The sequence below is a fragment of the Bartonella sp. CM86QHHN genome (genome assembly GCF_042194695.1).
Taxonomy (GTDB): domain Bacteria; phylum Pseudomonadota; class Alphaproteobacteria; order Rhizobiales; family Rhizobiaceae; genus Bartonella.
Window position 1 is genome coordinate 196771 of record NZ_JBHIND010000060.1, and the last position, 20510, is coordinate 217280.

Below are 20510 nucleotides of genomic sequence, written 5' to 3' on the forward strand. Positions count from 1 at the left end.
GTAATTCAGCGTAATAACCCTAAGTTCCGATGACTTATAAAAAATGGGAAGGTTTTTTATGTCTGTTCTTACAGATCCACTTCAGCTATTACAGGCACTTATTCGTTGTCCTTCTGTTACACCTCATGAAGCAGGGGCTTTATCAACTTTGGAACAATTTTTGAAAAAAATGGGATTTCACGTCGATCGCCCTGTTTTTACGGATAAAAATACAGATAATGTTGAAAATCTTTATGCAAAAATGGGGAGTGAAGGACCCCATCTTATGTTTGCGGGTCATACGGATGTCGTACCGCCAGGTGCATTGGAAGATTGGACTTACCCACCTTTTGAAGCTGTTATAGATCAGGGGAAATTATATGGGCGGGGTGCTGTTGATATGAAGGGTGGTATCGCTTGTTTTATTGCGGCTCTAGCGCGAGTTCTTGAGAAACGACCCATTAAAGGAAGGGTAAGCCTTTTAATTACTGGTGACGAAGAGGGGCCTGCTGTTAATGGTACGGTAAAACTTCTCAAATGGGCAGAAAAAAAAGGCGAAAAATGGACTGCGGCTCTTGTGGGAGAACCAACAAGCGTAAAGACTGTTGGTGATATTATCAAAATTGGTCGCCGCGGATCGATTTCTGGTGTTATTACCGTGAAGGGTCGTCAAGGTCATGTTGCTTTTCCAGAGAGGGCTGCCAATCCCTTGCCTTTGGCAAGTAAGCTTATTCAAGCATTGACACAAATCGTCTTAGATAAAGGGACAGAAAATTTTCAACCCAGTAATTTAGAGCTAACAAGCATCGATACCGGTAATTTAGCGGTCAATGTTATCCCAGCGCAGACAACAGTTCATTTTAATATACGCTACAATGATCTTTGGACAAAAGAAACACTGATGAAGGAAATTGAAAAGCGTCTTGCTTTGGTGCAATCAAAAAACAATGGTGATCAATATTCCTCTTATCAGCTTGAATGGATTCCAAGTTTAGGAGATGTTTTTTTGACCAAAAATGATAAACTCATTCAAACTTTATCCAATGCTATTAAAAGTGTAACAGGGAATATACCAGAATGTTCCACTTCTGGTGGTACTTCAGATGCGCGATTTATTAAGGATTATTGCCCAGTGGTTGAATTTGGCTTACCAGGGCAAACGATGCATATGGTAGATGAGTGTGTAGCCCTTGATGCAATGGAAACACTTACTACTATTTATGAGCGTTTTATTATTGAATTTTTTGCATAAAGAAAAGGTTGCTGGTTCAAAAATACCTTTATCTTGTTGTGCCATAAGATATTGCCATTTATGGTGTGGTGATACGAGACTCGTAAAACTTAATATATTAAGTAGTCTTAGAGTAAGTAATGAATATTCTTAAGTTGGGATTCTTGCCTGTAGAGTCTTTAAGTTAAGTGAATTACATAATTGAAAAGCCAAAAGAGACCTGCTTGAAGAAGCAGAACTGTTTAGACCATATTGGATTGAAAATATTAGTTCTTTAAGGTGTAGAAAGGCGGTGCAATCATATATGGAAAACAATGAATATTATATCATCATTGTGTAGTGACAGGTTGAAGCCATGAAGACACACAAAAACATGCTGCTATTGTAAAAAGTTCGTACAACATAAATGCGCTCATTCACAGCTCATGTTTTAATATGGTTTCTGAGCTCTCACAAAAGGCACTTCTTGTTCCAATTAGACTCTCTTAGAATAAAGACTATAGGAAAAGCGCTTTAAGTTTATTTTATTTCATATATTTTGCTCTGCTTTTTTTGTCCCCAAGAACTTCCGTTGCAATATCATTACGAGATAGAAGGTGAGGTTATTTAATCAGCTTTAATATTGGTTATGATAAAGGTACACAGAAATTCTTTTGTAGCATCACGTTGACTTCTTTAGCCAAGGATTGTCCTAGTATTATTCTCAATTTTTTAATAAAATAACCTTAAAGGACGCGTACAGATACTCATAAGCATTATGCATACAAGTAAGATCATATGGGATTAACATCGTTTCGCTCGCTAACAAAGCAATCTCGATTCATATCGGGTATATTTGCCATTTGAGTGCATTATTTGTTTAATAAAGCTCATGATTTTGCTGTGACCTATAAATCAATACCAATCATACAGCCGCGTATCTCAAATAAATATTGGTTCAGTACTTTTTGCGATAACCGCTTTTACATGCCAGAATAGGATAAAAGTATTGCGTATATCTATTTTTTATAATCTCTGAAACAGACATACAATCTCATTGAGGAAAAATATAAAGGTATAAAGGTGAAAATCAGCGTGCTTTTTTACTTTCTTTTTTATTCGGCTTTACGGTTTTCAAAAGTAAATAGAGTAAGATCTTTTTAAATAATCAGAAATTGATGCATGGTTTCATGCTTATTTCTCTGGTTCTTTAAATGGTGCCACGATTTCATAAAGAACAATACATTATCGTATTATGCATTCACATACTTGTTTTAAAGAAATTTTCTCAATGTTTATCACATTTGTGCTACTACGGTGCTTATGAATGTTGTAATATAAAATCTATAATGCCTCCTCATCTTTATGTTTATGAAAAATAAAGTTAGAGCACCATACATTTTCTAGCTCAAAATATTGCAATAGCTTTTAGTATTTAAGAGTGTTCATCAGAGGCCTTTTTACTCCTTTTTTATAGTTTTTATCCACATGCTTCTCCCTTTTTAAGGTGTAAGCAAATGGCGGTAACTAACTTGCTATAAATAGTTTTGAAATGAGAGAATCTCACGATATTCTAATCTCACCTTTGCTGTGAAAAATGATAATTATGATTAAAATAAGTATGTTGTTATAAAAACTTTAGTTTGCGAGTTGGCTGATGATGTGATCAAGAACAATACGTCCTTTGGTTGTTGCTTTTAAGCGTTGGTTATCCACCATTTCTATCAATTCTTGGTGTTGTAAATCGATCAGTTTTTCCATTGGAATGCGTTTAGGGCTTAAGGTTTCATAGCGTATAAGTTCTAAGCCTTCGCAAAGGCGTAATCCCATAAGGAGCATTTCATTTGCCTGTTGTTCAGTGGTTAAATGTTCTGTTTCAATACAGCCATGTCCTGTTGTTTCTACCAAATTAAGCCACTGTTCGGGATGCTTTTCATTTATTGTGACATAACGTTCGCGGTTTTCAAGGTGTGATGACAATGTTTTTGAACAGAAAGAGGAATGATTCGGTGTATGCTCAATGAAACGTCCATGTGCTCCTGGACCAAAGCCTGCATATTGGTGATAACGCCAATAAAGAAGATTGTGTGCTGATTCGGCACCGGGCATTGCATGGTTTGAGATTTCATAGGCAGGAAGTCCATGTAGTGCCGTTATTTCTTGAGTAAGATGATACAGATCTGCTGCTAGCTCTGATGGGGGAAGGATAAGTCTTCCTGCATCATGAAGCCGTTTAAAGGCAGTTCCTTCTTCGATTGTCAATTGATAAAGAGAAAGATGGTCCGCTGCTAAATCAATTGCTTGTACAAGTTCAGATTTCCATTGTTCAAGGGTTTGTTCGGGGCGGGCATAAATGAGATCAAGAGATAAACGTGGAAAAATTTGCCGTGCTAAAGTAATAGCGCAAAGAGCTTGTTCCACATTATGGAGTCGGCCAAGTTTGCGCAATGCTTTATCATTGAGCGCTTGTATCCCTAGAGATAATCGATTAACACCTGCCGCACGGTATCCACGAAAGCGCTCTGCTTCCACACTGGATGGATTAGCTTCTAATGTAATTTCAACTTTATCATCGACTACCCATTTTTTTGCAAGTGCTTGCAATAGGGCATCGACAGTTTGCGGCTCCATAAGAGAAGGGGTTCCTCCACCAATAAAAATACTTGTAATATGGCGTGGGCCTATTTTGTGGTATTGCGTTTCTATTTCGCGCTTAAAGGCGGTGACAAAACGTGGTTGATCAACACCATGGATGCGAACATGCGAATTAAAGTCACAATAAGGACATTTAGCTGCACAAAAGGGCCAATGAATGTAAATGCCAAAAGGTTCATTCATGAGAATGCTAAAAGGTTTTCTGCCAAAAGTTTGAAAGCACGTGCGCGATGTGAAAGAGGGGGAATATCATTACATTTCCAGTTGTGTTTTTGCTCTGTTGACATTTCTCCAAAGGTATTTTCATATCCATCGGGTAAAAAAATAGGATCAAAACCAAAGCCTTTGTCTCCCCGTGGAGGCCAAATGAACGTTCCTTCAACGCATCCGCGGAAGTAATCTGCATGAGCATCAGGCCATGCAATGCAAATGACGGATATAAAACGGCATTTCCGTTGGTTTTTTTCTCGTGCTCCGACTTTTTGGAGTTCATTTTCTATTTTTTTCATAGCTTTTGGAAAATTACGTGTACCATCGGCTTGAATTGCCCAATCAGCGGTATAAACGCCTGGCGCACCCTCCAATGCATCTACCTCTAAGCCTGAATCATCAGAGAGGGCAGGAAGTCCTGTCTTTTTTGCTGCTGAAAAAGCTTTAATATAAGCATTTTCTTCAAATGTTTTTCCTGTTTCTTTTGGTTCTGGCAAGCCCAGTTCTTTTGCCGATTGTATTATTAAACCGAAAGGCGTAATTAAAGTAGTGATTTCATGCAATTTTCCGGTGTTATGTGTAGCAATGACAAGTTTTTTATCTGCTATGCTTCTCATATAGATTTCTCCAAAAATGAAAGGGGAATTATTTTTGTGCTAAAAATCGGCTTAAATGCTCATACACACATATTCTGCTTGATTTTACATGATATGATTATTTTACATGTTTTATGATATTTTGTTCCAATAAAATTTTTTATCTTGTACGAAGATAACCTTGCAAAGATAGGAAAGACATGTCTTTTTTATGATAGCATTTTTATGGTAAATTTCCAATTTTCTGCTTGCTCTAAAGGGTAAAATTTTCTACTTACAGCGGTTTTTAATCAATCTAGATTCTTTTGACAAGTCCCTACAGCAGACCACTTTACAGATCAACTCTTATCTTAAATATTTCTCACACACTCTAACAAAAAATATTTCCTGCGTAATTTATCAAGCATCACTCTGAAAGGTAGCATTTTACAGCTCAATAGGATAATATGTTTTTATACTACTTTAGACTATTTGACCAAACCTTGGCAAAACTTATATAAGAGATGAGGATTTTAAAAATAGTGAAACAATTGTGATGAAACACAAAACTATTGATAATGAACTAAAATATCTTGATGAGCGTTCGCGTGATATTTTTCGCCATATTGTTGAAGCTTATCTTAATGATGGGGAACCTGTAGGGTCACGTAATCTTTCGCGGCTTTTGCAACAGACATTATCACCTGCAACGATTCGTAACGTGATGAGTGATCTTGAACATCTCGGTTTGATTTATGCACCACATGTTTCTGCGGGTCGAATGCCGACACAATCAGGTTTACGCTTTTTTGTTGATGCATTTATGGAAGCGGGTGATTTGCCAAACGAAGAGCGAGAAAATATTGAAATGCAAGTCAAAGAGGCTGGTCATGCACAATCGGTTGAACATTTTCTTGTTCAAGCAAGCCGAGTTCTTTCAGATCTTTCACGTGGGGCAGGGCTTGTTTTAGCAACGAAACAAGAAGGAACATTGAAACATATTGAATTTGTGCGCCTTGATAGGGAGCATGCTCTTGCCGTTTTGGTGACTCAACAAGGTGAAGTTGAAAATCGTATTGTTCATTTACCAGAAGGGGTTACTCATGCACAATTGACGGAAGCAACGAATTTTCTCAATGCCCATATCCAAGGGCGCACACTAAGTGAAGCTAAAGGGGAAATTGCCCGCTTATGTGCAGAAACACGGGCTGCACTTGATGATTTATCGCATCATCTTGTTGAAACGGGATTAGCTCTTTGGGGAGGAGAAGATGCTGATCATAAAATACACCTCATTGTTCGCGGGCGTAGCAATTTGCTTGAAGATGTAAAAGCAGAAGAAGATTTAGAACGGTTGCGCCATTTGTTTGATGATCTTGAAACACGTGAGAGTATGGCACAGCTTCTTGATTTAACGGATGAAGGTTCGGGGGTTCGAATTTTTATTGGTTCAGAAAATAAGCTATTTTCACTTTCTGGTTCTTCTTTAGTTGTAGCACCTTATCGTGATTCACAACAAAGAGTCATTGGTGCTTTAGGCGTTATTGGTCCCACACGGCTTAATTATGCAAGGATTGTGCCCATGGTTGATTATACAGCTCAACTTGTGTCACAGTTATTGCGTTAAAACGGTGCAAGTAAGTATTTGTACTATAAAAGCTCATTGTATTATATACATCGATACCCCTTGATTTTTGTCTGTAGAATTTCGATATCGAGAATAACGAATCTTATGAAGGAATAAAATTTTTATGTCTGATGAAAAAAACAAATTTACTGACGCTTCATTTGAAAATTGTGATTTAAAAAATCCAGCTGATCGTAATACACTTAAACAGGCAGCCGATGAATTTTTAAAAACACATAAAACAGAGGAACACGAAGTCGTTGAAACAGAAAGCAATGAGGTTAGTGATCTTTTAGCGTCTTTGAAGGATGAAAATAAAGAATTGAAAGATCAACTTTTACGTCTTGTTGCAGATATGGAAAATCTTCGACGCCGTACTATGCGAGATGTGGCGGATGCAAAGGCTTATTCCATTGCTAATTTTGCAAGGGATATGTTATCGGTTTCTGACAATCTCAATCGTGCTTTGGAAGCGATTCCAGAAGGTGCACGGGAGAGTGATGCTGGTTTGAAATCATTAGCAGAAGGCGTTGAAATGACTGAACGTGCCATGATGGCAGCATTAGAACGTCATGGGGTGCAAAAAATTCATCCAGAGGGGCAAAAATTTGATCCTCACTTTCATCAAGCGATGTTTGAAATTCCCAATGCTGATGTTCCAGATAATACTGTTCAACAAGTGGTTCAGGCAGGTTATATTATCGGGGAAAGGGTGCTACGTCCAGCTATAGTGGGTGTAGCTAAAGGAGGAGCAAAAGAAGCTTCTGTTGAAGCTGATTCGGCTTAAAACACATCAATAACAAACCTCTATCGTAAAATGCAGTATTCCCTGCAGTTTCATATATATAGGGTCTTTTCTCAAAGAGTTTTTAAAGGGTGTGACAAACACCCTTTTATTTTTGAAGTGGCCAATTTCCTTTTACAACATACACGGCATCGCTTGAGGGAAATGGCGATGAAAATAAAACAAAATGATCAACCTCAAAAGGAGGAAATGAAAAATTCCTTCGAAAGAACAGATAAGGAACAAGGTCTTCAGGTTTAGTATCAAGCAGTCGCGCAATAGTAATATGTGGAGTAAATTCTCTTTCATCAGGTGTTAGACCTAAATGGCTACGGATAGATTGCATCTTTTCGTGTAGAAGATTGAGAGCTTTACAAGGTTTAATGCGAATAACAAGAGAGGGGGCAGTATTTTCTGAACCAAAAATATCAAAGCCATCTATTTGTAGCATAAAAGGAGAGAGCTTTATTGTGTCAAAGGCGTGCATAAGTATATCTGCGGTAGAACTTTCAACTTTGCCAAAAAAAGATAAGGTGACATGAAAATTTTGCGAATTAATCCACTGCGTATTTGGTAAGCCACTTTGCAACGACACAAGTTGTTGTGTTGTTTGTTGAGGAATTTGAAGGGCACTAAATAGACGACCCACAATATTACCTCTTTACAATGAAAAGATGCCACTCCAAGCACAATGATAGATAACGAGAGTGTGTTGTCTACCAAAGAACATAAGGCAATAGTATAGAAAAATAATGTTTAAAAAATGCTTACCATAATTATGAATATACACAGCTTATTTGTTTTAAGAAAATAGTTATGATATTGATAAGAATTGCGTTTTCAGGATCTGTATCACAATGATGTGCAATGGAAGATTACTTGTGTATTATAAAGGCTACAAAGTTAGCAGAAAATAAGAAAAGTTGATAGATTTTTGATGTGCGAAATTATTTTGACATTTATCTTTAGCCTAAAATAAAGCATACTTTAATACAAGGTAAAGAGTTCTCTTTTCTGTAAAAATTTAATTATATGATTAAGTCGGGGAATAGCCATAATACGCAAAACTATTCAAATTGGTCAAATAATGTTAGGAAAGGAAGAAAAAAATCGAGCATAACAAAATTACTATAAGCTTTTACATTTATGATAATTATGCCAATCTATAATGGATATGAATATTGGTATAAAAGCGGGAAGAGAAATTAAAATTCAAAATAATGATCGAAAGTTCCTATTTTCTAAGAATTATCATCTTTGTTTATGATGAAAAAGCACTAGTTTTCCTCTCCAAAGTTGTTATTGATGAGCTTTTCAAGAGCATTAAGAGCATCTGTTGCTTCTGGTCCTGAAACACGAATGGTGAGGTTGCAACCGGATGAAGCCGCTAGCATCATAAGTCCCATAATTGATGATCCGCCAACAATTTTCCCGTCCTTTTCAACTTCAACAGTAACATTAAAATTGTCAACAGTTTGTACAAATTTTGCAGAAGCACGTGCATGCAACCCACGTTTATTACAGATATTGAAATGACGACTTATACATGGGAGGGTATCTTTGGAAAACATTGGTATTTTATTATCCGCTATAAAATCATACTTGGTACATTAATATATTTACGCCCTGCTTCTTGTGCTATTCTTAACGCGTCTGATAATGAAATATCAGGACATTTGCGAATAGAAATCAGTTTAATAAGCATGGGCAAATTAACACCCGCAATCATTTCAACGCGTCCTTTTTCAATAGCAGGAATAGCTATATTTGATGGTGTTCCACCGAACACATCTGTTAATATGATGACGCCATGATCCGTATCTGTATCGGTTACTGCGGCTATAATATCACCTCGGCGCTGATCTATATCGTCATCGGGATAAACGCATATTGTTGCGAACTTTTCTTGTACTCCAACAACATGTTCCACGGCATGTAAAAATTCGACAGCCAGCTCACCGTGCGTTACAAGCACGAGTCCAATCATTTACGCAAACTCCTGTTAACTAATAAGACCCAACCATAGTTGGTGGGAAAGACATTGTACAAGGCTTTATCTTGCTGCCAAGAAAAATTTGCAAAAAAAAGGCAAAAATTGTGATTTTTTTATCTTTAGAAAAAAATTAGACAGATTTTTGCCATACTTTTCTAAACAAAAATGCTTCAATAGCTTGACAAATGGCTGTACAATCGGCTTCACGAAGAGAGGGAAGTTTTAAAAGAGGAATGTGCAAATTTTCAAATTGAAAAGTTTTATTTGTGGAAAAACGTTCATATTCCGGACCGAGAAAAATAACACAATCGATAGTTGTGTGCTTTTCAAATTCTATCATATAAAGACCAACGCCACGAATCTCGATGCCGCCCTCTAAATTATCAGGAGTGTATCCGTGAAGCTTTCCATTTTCCGCACGCAACATTGTATAATCATCACTGATAAGCTTCGCTTCACGTTTTGACCACTCAGCGCGGTCAAGCAAAGAAAGGGTGATGGTTGATTTTCCTGATCCGGATGGACCTATAATTAACAGCCCCTTGCCGCCTAGTTGAAGGCAATTTGCGTGGAGTATTTCACATTTTGTTTTCATGTCTTTTACTTTGGATAAAAGATTTATTTAGCAAGCGGAAGCATGATAGTAAAACGTGCACCAGTTTTACACTTCCCAAGTGTAGGATCAATAATATTTTCGGCTGTAATTGTCCCATTATGAGCCTCGATGATTTGCCGACTAATAGAAAGGCCAAGTCCAGAGTTTTGTCCAAAAGCATCTTCATTTGGTCGATCTGTGTAAAAACGTTCAAAAATGCGTTCAATATTTTCTGAACGAATACCTGGGCCATTATCTTCAATGGTTAAAATAAGGATTGAAGCATGACTTTTCATAGTAATGCAAATTTTGCCACGATTCCGAGGAATAAAAGAACGCGCATTTTCAAGAAGATTTGAAATCACTTGTCCTAAACGAAGTTCATGTCCCAATACAAGATAAGCTTTTCCATGAGAACGTGGGACAATATTAAGGCTTATATCAATAGTTTGCGTATTACGATACACTTCCTGAACAGCATGAACAAGACTTTCCAAAAGCGGTGTCATATCAACAATCTCTGCGGTTTCTCGTGCAAGCTCTGCATCGAGTCGCGATGCATCAGAAATATCTGTAATCAACCGATCAAGGCGGCGCACATCATGTTGAATAATTTCCAGCAATTTTTCTTGTGCTTCTTCATTTTTAGCCAGAGGGAGCGTTTCAACAGCACTGCGTAGAGAGGTGAGAGGATTTTTTAATTCGTGGCTTACATCAGCAGCAAAGCGTTCAATGGCTTCAATACGCATATAAAGGGCATTGGTCATATCACGAATAGAAGTTGAAAGGTGACCAATTTCATCTTCACGCATTGAAAAATCAGGAATTTCTACACGCTGATTATTACCATTACGCACTCGATTAGCCGAGGCAGATAATTTACTTAATGGATGGGCAATCGTATGGGCCAAAAAGAGAGAAAGAACCAAAAGTACGCTACCTACAACGGCAAAAACTTTAAAGATAACCAGTCTTTCGCCTTTTACAATGTTATCAATATCGGAACCAGTGGTTGAAAGAAGAAGAGCTCCAACCACTGCGCGATAGCGTTGAACAGGAACGGCAACAGAAACAATTAATTGCCCTTGTCTGTTGCGTCTTTTAGCCGTAGCAAGAGATCCGTTTAATGCGCGGTACACTTCTGGATAAGCAATACCACTGGTTTTTGTTTGTTCTCTGTCAAGAGCAATACCTTTGCCATAAAATGCGCTTGAATACCATGAAGTAAGGCGATCCCACATGTTTTGTTCTGTTTTAAGTGGGGGTAAATCATAACTAAAAACTTCTCCACTAGAATAAAGAACGCGCGAATCAAGAAGGAGAGTAGCATCACGATCATAGATACGTGCTCTTGTCGTTTTAGGTGTAATAAGACGCCGTAAAAGAGGGGCAACTTGCTCAGGGTTAATAGGAAAATCCCAAGAATCGGTTGATTGAGGAGCGGGTGTAACGCTTTCACCAGTCTGTAACTCTAAGAGTTTTTGGGGGTCAATGAGGATAGAATTTGTATCTACTGTTGCAGAAGCAGCAATAGCTCCAGCAATAATTTTTCCTTGGGTACATAAACTTTTGATTTTTGCTTCAATTAAACCATCGCGAAATTGGTTAAGGTATAAAATGCCTGTAACTAAAACGGCAAGAGCAGCAATGTTTAATATAACAATGCGACGTGTGAGGCTGGAAAAAAGCAATTGTCTAAAGAGACGTTGTGTTCGAAGATGCAAACGAGCGAACATAAGAAATGGCGTTGAGGATGTACCATTAACGGTTGTTTTTTGTAAAGTTTCCAGTTGAGAATTGTCTGTCATCGATTTGATTGCCATTCAAATTTTTGCGACAAAGTAGTTTTATACCTCGTGGAAACGATAACCTACACCATAAAGTGTTTCAATCATTGCAAAATCATCATCCACTTGTTTAAACTTTTTACGCAGACGTTTAATGTGACTATCAATGGTGCGATCATCTACGTAGACTTGATCACTATAAGCAGCATCCATTAAAGCATCACGACTTTTTACAACTCCTGGTCTTTGTGCTAAGGTTTGCAGAATCAAAAATTCCGTAACGGTTAAAATAACAGGTTTATCTTTCCATGTACAGGTGTGGCGTTCTTGATCCATCACAAGATCTCCGCGTTTGAGAGAAGAGGTGGAAGAAGTTCCTGTAGAAAGCGGTTGGTTACGTGCATTAGAACGGCGTAAAATAGCTTTCACGCGTTCAATAAGAAGACGTTGGGAGAAAGGTTTAGTAATAAAATCATCAGCTCCCATTTTGAGACCAAATAATTCATCAATTTCATCATCTTTAGAGGTAAGAAAAATAACTGGAAGATCAGATTTTTGACGCAAACGACGCAAAAGTTCCATCCCATCCATTCGGGGCATTTTAATATCAAAAATAGCTAAGTGTGGAGGGTGAAGTGTGAGACCCTTGAGTGCAGATGCTCCATCTGTATAGCTTTCAACCCGATATCCTTCTGTCTCAAGCGCAAAAGATAAAGATGTCAAAATATTGCGATCATCATCAACAAGTACAATCGTTTGCGTGATTGTTGGTGTATCTTTCATGGTTTCTTAGACCTTTCTATTGCTGTGGTAGCAAATTACCCACACTTATTTATATGGGAGTTCATATTTTTTTTGCAAAACAAATATGATACAAATTGTAGCAAAGTAAAAAACCTTTTGTCATTACTGTAAAATCTTGTTTTGCTTTCATAATTTATAATGTTTCTACGTCTATTAAGATCCTTTCATTTGAGAGAAAATTTTCATAAAGGCTTTTTTATCAAGGTTTATTACAAAGTTTATTATTGTATTTGTCTCATAATTGAACAGATGTAGTTTTGATTGTTGAAGTTTAGAAAATCTGCCTATGTGTTTTAAGAGCAAAGAAAAGAATGTGGCAATATATGCACAAAAATTTGTTTCTGCTACACGAAAGGAGGTCGTAATGGGATTTTTTAATTTTATTAAAACCGTAGGGGAAAAGTTAGGTATTGGGGACCATGAACCAAAAGAAAAGGATTTTAAGAGAGCATTTGATCATTTTCAACTCGGTACAGAAAAAGTCAATATTCAAGTTGAAGACGGTAAAGCTATTTTAAGCGGTGAAGTTCCAGATAGGGAAACACTTGAAAAAGCACTGCTGGTTGTTGGCAATTCACAAGGTATCTCTTCTGTAGATGTTAATCAATTAAAGGTTATAGATACAACGCCTAGAAAAACTTCTCGCTTTTATGAGGTTAAATCTGGTGATAATCTTTGGAAAATTGCTGAAGAGGTTTATGGAAAAGGGCAAGGTAATAAAAACACATTTATTTTTGAAGCCAATAAGCCAATGCTAAAATCTCCCGATAAAATTTATCCTGGACAAGTTTTACGTATTCCTGAAATTGACCATAGTTAATTCATCAAAGGGGATAATTTTTTACTGATGGCATTAAACAAAAAATAAAGAAGCGTAAAAAATTTCACGCTTCTTCATTTTATAAAGTGTGTATTTATAATAAAAGGAGCTTAGTGAACAGGAGAGGATTTAGAAGGTGATGGTACTTTCATAGCGTTTACAGAGAAATCAACATCAATGGTTCCTGCTTTCTCAAATGTTAATTTTGCGCTAATTTTATCACCTAACTTAAATGGTTGTGAAAGCCCCATGAACATAATATGATCACCGCCAGGCTTAAGCGTGATTTCGCCATTTCCCGGAATTTCAATGCCATTGTGCATTTTTTCCATTTTCATAATATCATTAACGACAGCCATAGAGTGTATCTCTGTTGTTTTTACTCCGTTTGTGGAAATAGAAACCAAACGGTCTGGGGTATTACTGTGATTAATAATGTAGAGATAACCGCTACCAACTCTTATACCTCTAGGTGTTTCGCGTGTCCAAGGATTGAGAATTTCTATGTCGCCAAGTTTATATTGCTGAGCACCTGCTGGCAAGGTTATACCAGCAAAGAGAAGAGCACACACGATATTTATGATAACCTTTTTGTATGGATATTGTGTATGTATTATATTCTTAAAGATGAGATTTGTTATTTTTTTAATAATAGATGTCATCATTGATTTACCCTCCTTCATAAGATTCACACTTTGAATATTTTTATTTTAGCAGAGCTTTTATTTAAAATAAAAGAAAGAAATGCTAAAATGAAATTGATTTGAATATAAAAATCATAGAATTCTTGAAATTTAAAAGAAGACAGTAAGATTTACAATGACAACACACCTCTTAACGCTTCCGTGTTCATCTCATAAATAGTATTTGCAAATGGTATAAAATCTATGATGCACTACTATTTTACTTAATGAAGATATAATACAGAACAATCATCAACTACTTTACCAATTTTAATATTATGACAGCTCTTGGCATTTTAAAGCGTTTATACAGAGGTATTTTTATATATTTTCAAAGTTCAAAATTATACAGTTAAGAAAAAACGCTTTAGATGAATTTAAAGCACAGATTTCAAATAGCCGCAAACAATGAGACCGTTAGAAGGAGAATTTTTAAAAGGAGATCGATAGATAATACCTTTACTGATATGAGCATTAGATATGATGACTATTTTAGTCCAAGGAAAATTTATAATATTTGTGATATAAATTATTCGCCTTTTAAAAAGCTTTTACGTGAGTATGATTTTATCAATGATGAGAAGATCAAGAGCGAGAGTGCAATCATTCTTTTATTTTTTAATTTTTATAGAAAGATATATTTTTTGAGAATTGCAAGAAAAATATATTATGCTCTCAAGTCTCTCATAAATATGGTATTTATGGGTCATTAGAGTGCCTATTTTAAAATAAATTTTTTATTTTGGAGATGTTTCTCTCATTATTCTCTTGTAGCAATAAAAGCCTGTTCTTATATACGAGGCAGCAAGGCTTGTTGCGACTTGCAGTTTATTATTATTTATATTGCTTGAAGCAATATACGGGCTTTAGGTGTTATGAGGAGCTATCTTAAAAAGATGCTTTATGAAGGTTGAGGTAGCTTGCTGAATGGAGATTATAATATGGCAAAAGTAATTGGTATTGATTTGGGGACAACGAACTCTTGTGTGGCTGTTATGGATGGCAAAAACGCAAAAGTTATTGAAAACTCAGAAGGAGCGCGAACAACACCTTCCGTTGTTGCCTTTACTGATGGGGGGGAGCGGCTTGTTGGGCAGCCTGCTAAACGGCAGGCGGTGACAAATCCTGAAGGGACAGTTTTTGCAGTTAAACGTTTGATAGGGCGCCGTTTTGATGACCCTATGGTTGAAAAAGATAAAGCGCTTGTTCCTTATAAAATTGTTAAAGGTGACAATGGTGATGCATGGGTTGAAGAGGCGGGAAAGAAATATTCTCCGTCACAAATTTCAGCTATGATTTTGCAAAAGATGAAGGAAACAGCAGAATCTTATCTTGGTGAAAAAGTTGAACAAGCCGTTATTACGGTTCCTGCTTATTTTAATGATGCGCAACGTCAAGCCACGAAAGACGCAGGTAAAATTGCTGGACTTGAAGTTTTACGGATTATTAATGAGCCAACTGCTGCTGCTTTAGCTTATGGTTTGGACAAAAAGGACGGAAAAACAATTGCTGTTTACGACCTTGGTGGTGGTACATTTGATATTTCAGTCCTTGAAATTGGAGATGGCGTTTTTGAAGTTAAGTCAACCAATGGGGATACGTTTTTAGGGGGTGAAGACTTTGACATGCGCTTGGTCGGTTATTTTGCCGATGAATTCAAAAAAGAACAAGGAATTGATCTGAAAAATGATAAACTCGCTTTACAGCGCTTAAAAGAAGCGGCAGAAAAAGCAAAAATTGAGCTTTCTTCGTCACAGCAAACAGAAATCAATTTACCATTTATCACGGCAGATCAATCAGGTCCCAAGCACTTAACAATGAAATTGACTCGGGCAAAATTTGAATCTCTCGTTGACGATTTAGTGCAGCGTACCATTGAACCTTGTAAAGCTGCGTTGAAAGATGCTGGATTAAAGGCCGGTGAGATTGACGAAGTTGTTTTAGTGGGTGGAATGACACGTATGCCCAAGATTCAGCAAGTTGTGCAGAGCTTCTTTGGTAAGGATCCACACAAAGGCGTTAATCCTGATGAAGTGGTCGCAATGGGTGCTGCCATCCAAGGAGGTGTATTGCAAGGCGATGTCAAAGATGTGTTGTTGCTAGATGTAACACCTTTATCTTTGGGTATTGAAACCTTGGGTGGGGTTTTCACACGCCTTATTGAGCGCAATACCACTATCCCGACGAAAAAATCGCAAGTTTTTTCGACAGCTGATGATAACCAGAGTGCTGTGACGATTCGTGTTTTCCAAGGTGAACGGGAAATGGCAAGTGATAATAAGTTATTGGCTCAATTTGATCTTGTTGGTATTCCTCCAGCCCCACGTGGTATACCTCAAATTGAAGTTACTTTTGATATTGATGCGAATGGTATTGTTAATGTTTCGGCCAAAGATAAGGGAACAGGTAAAGAGCATCAAATTCGTATTCAGGCATCAGGTGGTTTAAGTGATGCTGATATTGAAAAAATGGTAAAGGATGCAGAAGAGCACGCGGCTGAGGATAAAAAACGCCGTGAAGGTGTTGAAGCTAGAAATCAAGCGGAGGCTCTTATTCATTCAACTGAAAAGTCGCTCAATGAATATGGCGATAAAGTATCAGCTGAAGAAAAGGGACAGATTGAAACAGCAATATCTGATTTGAAATCTGCGCTTGAAGGCAGTGATACGGAAGAAGTAACAACAAAGATGCAAAAATTAGCAGAAGTCAGTATGAAACTTGGACAGGCTATGTACGAAGCCTCACAAGCAGCGAGCGCTGACACTGAAACAGAGGCAAAGAATGATGATGTTGTTGATGCTGATTTTGAAGAAGTTAATGATAAGAAGAAATAGTGTCAGCATATGTGTTGATTAATTGATAAACCCGGCCTTTGAAATATAAGGCTGGGCTTTATTATTTGAGATAAGTTGCAACTTTGTTGCTAAAAATATAAATTAAAAGCAATATTATCCATAAAGATGGATGACAGAAAAATTATCAGGAATACATGATGAAGGTTGACTATTATGAAATTCTTGGCGTGACTCGCGAATGTGATGATAAAAAGTTGAAATCTGCTTTTCGTAAGTTGGCAATGCAATATCATCCTGATCGCAACGCGGGGGATAAAGAGGCAGAGCGAAAATTCAAAGAAATTGGCGAAGCCTATGAAGTTCTTAAAGATCCCCAGAAGCGTGCTGCTTATGATCGATTTGGCCATGCGGCCTTTGAAAATAGCGGTGGTCAAGGGGGAGCAAATCCCTTTGGTGGTTTTGCTGCTGGTGGTGGATTTGCGGATATTTTCGAAGACTTTTTTGGTGAGATTATGGGAGGGACACACCGTAAGCGTGGTGATAGTCGCGAACGTGGCGCAGATTTGAGTTATAATATGGAAGTGACTTTAGAAGAGGCATTTTCAGGAAAAACTGCAGAAATTAATATTCCCAGTTCCGTTACGTGTGATGTTTGTGAAGGATCAGGAGCGAGAAAAGGCTCTAAGCCGCAAGTTTGTGGAACATGTCATGGATCTGGTCGTGTGCGTGCTGCACAGGGTTTCTTTTCTATTGAGCGGACATGTCCTACATGTCATGGACGTGGTGAAACTATTACGGATCCATGCCCCAAATGTCAGGGGACACGGCGTATAGAGAAAAAACGTTCATTAAGCGTAAATGTTCCAGCTGGTATTGAAGATGGAACGCGTATTCGCCTTTCTGGTGAGGGTGATGCTGGTATTCGTGGTGGCCCCAATGGTGATCTTTATATTTTCCTTTCCATTAAACCGCATGAGTTTTTTCAGCGAGAAGGAGCAGATCTTCACTGTCGCGTTCCTATTTCAATGGTAACAGCTGCTTTAGGAGGAGAGTTTGAAGTTTCCGACCTTGATGGTGTTAAAGCACGCGTTAAGATTCCAGAAGGGACACAAAATGGACGTCAATTCCGCCTTAGAGGCAAAGGTATGCCCATGTTGCGCCGTCAGCAAGCAAGGGGTGATCTTTACATCCATATCACGATTGAGACACCGCAGAAATTAACGCAAGAACAACGTGAATTGTTGCAAAAATTTGAGAAACTCTCAAATCATGAAAATTCACCGCAATCACATGGTTTTTTTTCACGTATGAAAGAATTTTTTGAAAATATTTCTGGTTAAAATTATGTGAATGTTCTCAGAATAATTAGAGAGAACTGTGGGAAAGTTATTTTCATTAAGCTTTCTATTGTCTCATTATCTTTGAAAAGCATTTTTTCTTGAAAAGAAAAGAGAGAGACAGCTAATTTAGGATAAACTCCTGCTGCTGATAGTTTTTATATTTCATGAGTTTTATGGATAAGTCTTATTTTTGAGTGTCTATGACATTTTAAAAAGGGCTTATCCATATAAGAACGCAATTGAGTGATTGATAATAAATATTGCCAGTGTCATGATAACTGCCTTTATGCATTCAGTATTTTTGGTGTTTATTTTTCACTCAAAATTTCTTTTTAAAGGCTCTATAATAAAACTATAAAATAGGTAGCGGCTTGCCAAGAAACGCTAAATAAGCTGTTAGGCAATCCATCTTTTTCAAATAAAGTATCAACTTCTTATAACCGATTTTATTTTTGGCATTTTTCATAGTTTTAATCACTGCTTCCTTTAAAATAAGGGTTATTTTGTTCGGAATAGCTTTTACATGCCTCATCTTAGCTTTTAGCAGTAATCATGTCTTTTTAGATGCGGATTTAGTTTTGTATTTCTGATGTCATAAATAGTTCTTCCAGATAATAAAAACGCTATAATCAAGTTTATTTTGTTCCAAAGAAATTGTGGAATGAGATAATGTGTGTTGAATGCTAAAGAAGACATAACAAAACACTTTTTGAGGTATTCGATGTATCTCTCTTGTGGGGAAACAGATTCGATGGAATTCACTTAATTGAATTTATTGGCATAATAAAAAGTTGGTGGGAAGATAGAGGAAGTTACCTTTAAAAAGAAAAAACAAATACAATAAAAAAATAGCACAATATGCTTAGAAAACAGCACGACATATTATTGAAATTGTTAGTGATATGGAAAGAGAAGTATACGAAATGAATCTTTTTTCATAAAATAACATAATTAAAATAATACATTAAAAGAATTAACAATTCTAAAAAACATTGAATAATTCAAGCATGTATTGCTATGCAAAAAGAAAAACTTAATGACAGATCATGAAAATGAGAAATTTTATCAAATCTTACGAAGAGAGTAATCTAAACAATTAAATGCTTTTACGAAGATGCTTTTGAAGAGCTATCACAATATATGGATAATGTTGCAAAGCCTTTTTTCGATTTTACGATATAAAAAGATAAATTATTATTATAAATCAACTTATTATGATTCTCCATAAGGAGCGTTCAGTTGACATTTCCTCATGTTTTATGATTGAGAAAAAGTCAAATTTTTAAAACCAAAGTTATAGTTTATTGAGATAAGCTATAAAGCGGTTGAGTGATTTCTTAATCTTGGGAATATGTTAATTTTATTATTATAAGAAACTTTATTTTTATCTTATAAAATCAATGGTTGTATATATTCCCATTCATTGTTAAGTATCCGTAGGGATAAACTAATGAGTTGAATGTACGGCTTAGCTTCAAAATTTTGCTTTTCAATTTTATATATAAGATCATAAAATAATGACATTTTTTTACGTCTATTTTGTTTAATTTTTCGCTGTCAATTTTTAAAGGAAGTTTTTTGTATTTCATTTTGCTATTCCTTTTTCGTAATTTAGAGGAAAATTGACGGTTTTCAGGGGAGGGGGTGGATAGAGTAAAGTTTGGTTTTATTGTTTTCACTTTTCCTAAATTTCATTAAGAGATGGTAAAAAGTGATGAGGAGGCTCTATTGATGGATGATGCTAAAAACGGTGATGTAGATGTTTTGGAAAAACAAGCAGCATTTTTATCGTCTGCTTTACCTTATATGCAAAAATATGAAAATGAAACGGTCGTGGTAAAATATGGCGGCCATGCTATGGGTGATCCTGCTTTGGGGCGAGCATTTGCGCGTGATATTGCTCTATTAAAGCAATCGGGGATTAATCCTGTTGTTGTTCATGGTGGTGGTCCTCAAATTGCTGAAATTTTAATGAAAATGGGGATTGAATCACGATTTGAAAACGGACTACGGGTAACCGATGAGCGGATCGTTGAAGTGGTTGAAATGGTTTTAGCGGGTTCCATAAATAAAGAAATTGTTGCTCTCATCAATGCTGAGGGTGAATGGGCAATAGGATTATGCGGCAAGGATGGCAATATGGTTTTTGCCGAAAAGGCTTATAAAACTGTCATTGATCCTGATTCGCATATTGAACGTGTTTTAGATTTGGGGTTTGTTGGTGAGCCTGTTGAAGTTGACCGCACATTGCTAGATCTTTTAGCATCTTCTGAAATGATACCAGTTCTTGCTCCTGTAGCTCCAGGACGCGATGGTAAAACTTATAATATCAATGCTGATATTTTTGCTGGAGCTATTGCTGGTGCATTAGAGGCTAAACGCCTTTTATTTCTCACTGATGTTCCTGGTGTTTTGGATAAACAGGGTAAACTTTTAAAAGAATTGACAGTTGCTGAAGCTGAGAAATTTATTAAAAATGGGACAATTTCAGGAGGCATGATTCCAAAAGTAGAGACTTGTATAAAAGCCCTTCAAAATGGCGTGGAAGGTGTTGTCATTTTAAATGGTAAAACTCCTCATTCTGTTTTACTAGAGCTGTTTACCGAACAGGGAGTTGGAACGCTTATTGTTTCATAAATTGTGGGGAAAATTG

Annotated in this window: 16 protein-coding genes; 7 read left to right on the forward strand and 9 right to left on the reverse strand. The window is 36.8% G+C overall.

Annotated elements, in window-relative coordinates; all coding sequences use genetic code 11:
- Positions 1–58 precede the first annotated feature (58 nt).
- Complete coding sequence (dapE, locus tag ACFIKX_RS06690; protein WP_375628493.1) at positions 59–1231, forward strand: succinyl-diaminopimelate desuccinylase; 1173 nt, start codon at positions 59–61, stop codon at positions 1229–1231.
- 1596 nt (positions 1232–2827) lie between these two features.
- Here the strand turns inward: dapE and hemW are convergent.
- Both hemW and rdgB read right to left on the reverse strand, forming a co-directional pair.
- Complete coding sequence (hemW, locus tag ACFIKX_RS06695) at positions 2828–4027, reverse strand: radical SAM family heme chaperone HemW (RefSeq protein ID WP_375628491.1); 1200 nt, start codon at positions 4025–4027, stop codon at positions 2828–2830.
- The gene (rdgB, locus tag ACFIKX_RS06700; RefSeq protein ID WP_375606138.1) at positions 4024–4671 is read right to left on the reverse strand and encodes an RdgB/HAM1 family non-canonical purine NTP pyrophosphatase; all 648 of its coding nucleotides are present in this window, start codon (positions 4669–4671) and stop codon (positions 4024–4026) included. Before rdgB ends, hemW begins: the two co-directional genes overlap by 4 nt.
- Positions 4672–5185: 514 nt before the next feature.
- Here rdgB and hrcA point away from each other — a divergent pair.
- On the forward strand, positions 5186–6256 hold the full coding sequence (gene hrcA / locus ACFIKX_RS06705) for a heat-inducible transcriptional repressor HrcA (protein WP_273790224.1): 1071 nt from the start codon (positions 5186–5188) through the stop codon (positions 6254–6256).
- A gap of 124 nt (positions 6257–6380) precedes the next feature.
- Complete coding sequence (grpE, locus tag ACFIKX_RS06710) at positions 6381–7043, forward strand: nucleotide exchange factor GrpE (RefSeq protein WP_375628489.1); 663 nt, start codon at positions 6381–6383, stop codon at positions 7041–7043.
- 106 nt (positions 7044–7149) lie between these two features.
- Here the strand turns inward: grpE and thpR are convergent, their stop codons facing one another.
- The 6 genes from thpR to ACFIKX_RS06740 form a co-directional block, all read right to left on the reverse strand.
- Entirely contained in the window at positions 7150–7689 is a 540-nt protein-coding gene (gene thpR / locus ACFIKX_RS06715; protein ID WP_375620860.1) for an RNA 2',3'-cyclic phosphodiesterase, read from the reverse strand.
- 628 nt (positions 7690–8317) lie between these two features.
- Entirely contained in the window at positions 8318–8611 is a 294-nt protein-coding gene (locus tag ACFIKX_RS06720) for an HPr family phosphocarrier protein (RefSeq protein WP_012754483.1), read from the reverse strand.
- 17 nt (positions 8612–8628) lie between these two features.
- The gene (locus ACFIKX_RS06725) at positions 8629–9027 is read right to left on the reverse strand and encodes a PTS sugar transporter subunit IIA (protein WP_375611386.1); all 399 of its coding nucleotides are present in this window, start codon (positions 9025–9027) and stop codon (positions 8629–8631) included.
- 136 nt (positions 9028–9163) lie between these two features.
- Positions 9164–9628: an HPr kinase/phosphatase C-terminal domain-containing protein gene (locus tag ACFIKX_RS06730; protein ID WP_375628486.1), complete on the reverse strand. Its 465-nt coding sequence runs from the start codon at positions 9626–9628 to the stop codon at positions 9164–9166.
- Positions 9629–9651: 23 nt separating this feature from the next.
- A complete protein-coding gene (locus ACFIKX_RS06735) occupies positions 9652–11436 on the reverse strand; it encodes a stimulus-sensing domain-containing protein (RefSeq protein WP_375628484.1) in 1785 nt (594 codons plus the stop codon).
- A gap of 39 nt (positions 11437–11475) precedes the next feature.
- On the reverse strand, positions 11476–12198 hold the full coding sequence (locus ACFIKX_RS06740; protein WP_005774392.1) for a response regulator transcription factor: 723 nt from the start codon (positions 12196–12198) through the stop codon (positions 11476–11478).
- 385 nt (positions 12199–12583) lie between these two features.
- Between ACFIKX_RS06740 and lysM the strand changes: the two genes are divergently transcribed.
- A complete protein-coding gene (lysM, locus tag ACFIKX_RS06745) occupies positions 12584–13039 on the forward strand; it encodes a peptidoglycan-binding protein LysM (protein WP_375611389.1) in 456 nt (151 codons plus the stop codon).
- Between the two features lie 110 nt (positions 13040–13149).
- On the opposite strand, the gene ACFIKX_RS06750 is transcribed toward lysM, so the two are convergent.
- Positions 13150–13704 (reverse strand): copper chaperone PCu(A)C, encoded by a 555-nt coding sequence (locus tag ACFIKX_RS06750; protein WP_375611390.1) that lies wholly within the window; start codon positions 13702–13704, stop codon positions 13150–13152.
- Positions 13705–14663: 959 nt separating this feature from the next.
- Between ACFIKX_RS06750 and dnaK the strand changes: the two genes are divergently transcribed.
- The 3 genes from dnaK (at position 14664) to argB (ending at position 20494) form a co-directional block, all read left to right on the forward strand.
- On the forward strand, positions 14664–16556 hold the full coding sequence (gene dnaK, locus ACFIKX_RS06755; RefSeq protein WP_273790233.1) for a molecular chaperone DnaK: 1893 nt from the start codon (positions 14664–14666) through the stop codon (positions 16554–16556).
- Between the two features lie 158 nt (positions 16557–16714).
- Positions 16715–17857 (forward strand): molecular chaperone DnaJ, encoded by a 1143-nt coding sequence (gene dnaJ / locus ACFIKX_RS06760; RefSeq protein ID WP_375611466.1) that lies wholly within the window; start codon positions 16715–16717, stop codon positions 17855–17857.
- 1731 nt (positions 17858–19588) lie between these two features.
- Entirely contained in the window at positions 19589–20494 is a 906-nt protein-coding gene (argB, locus tag ACFIKX_RS06765) for an acetylglutamate kinase (RefSeq protein ID WP_375612884.1), read from the forward strand.
- Positions 20495–20510: the final 16 nt, after the last annotated feature.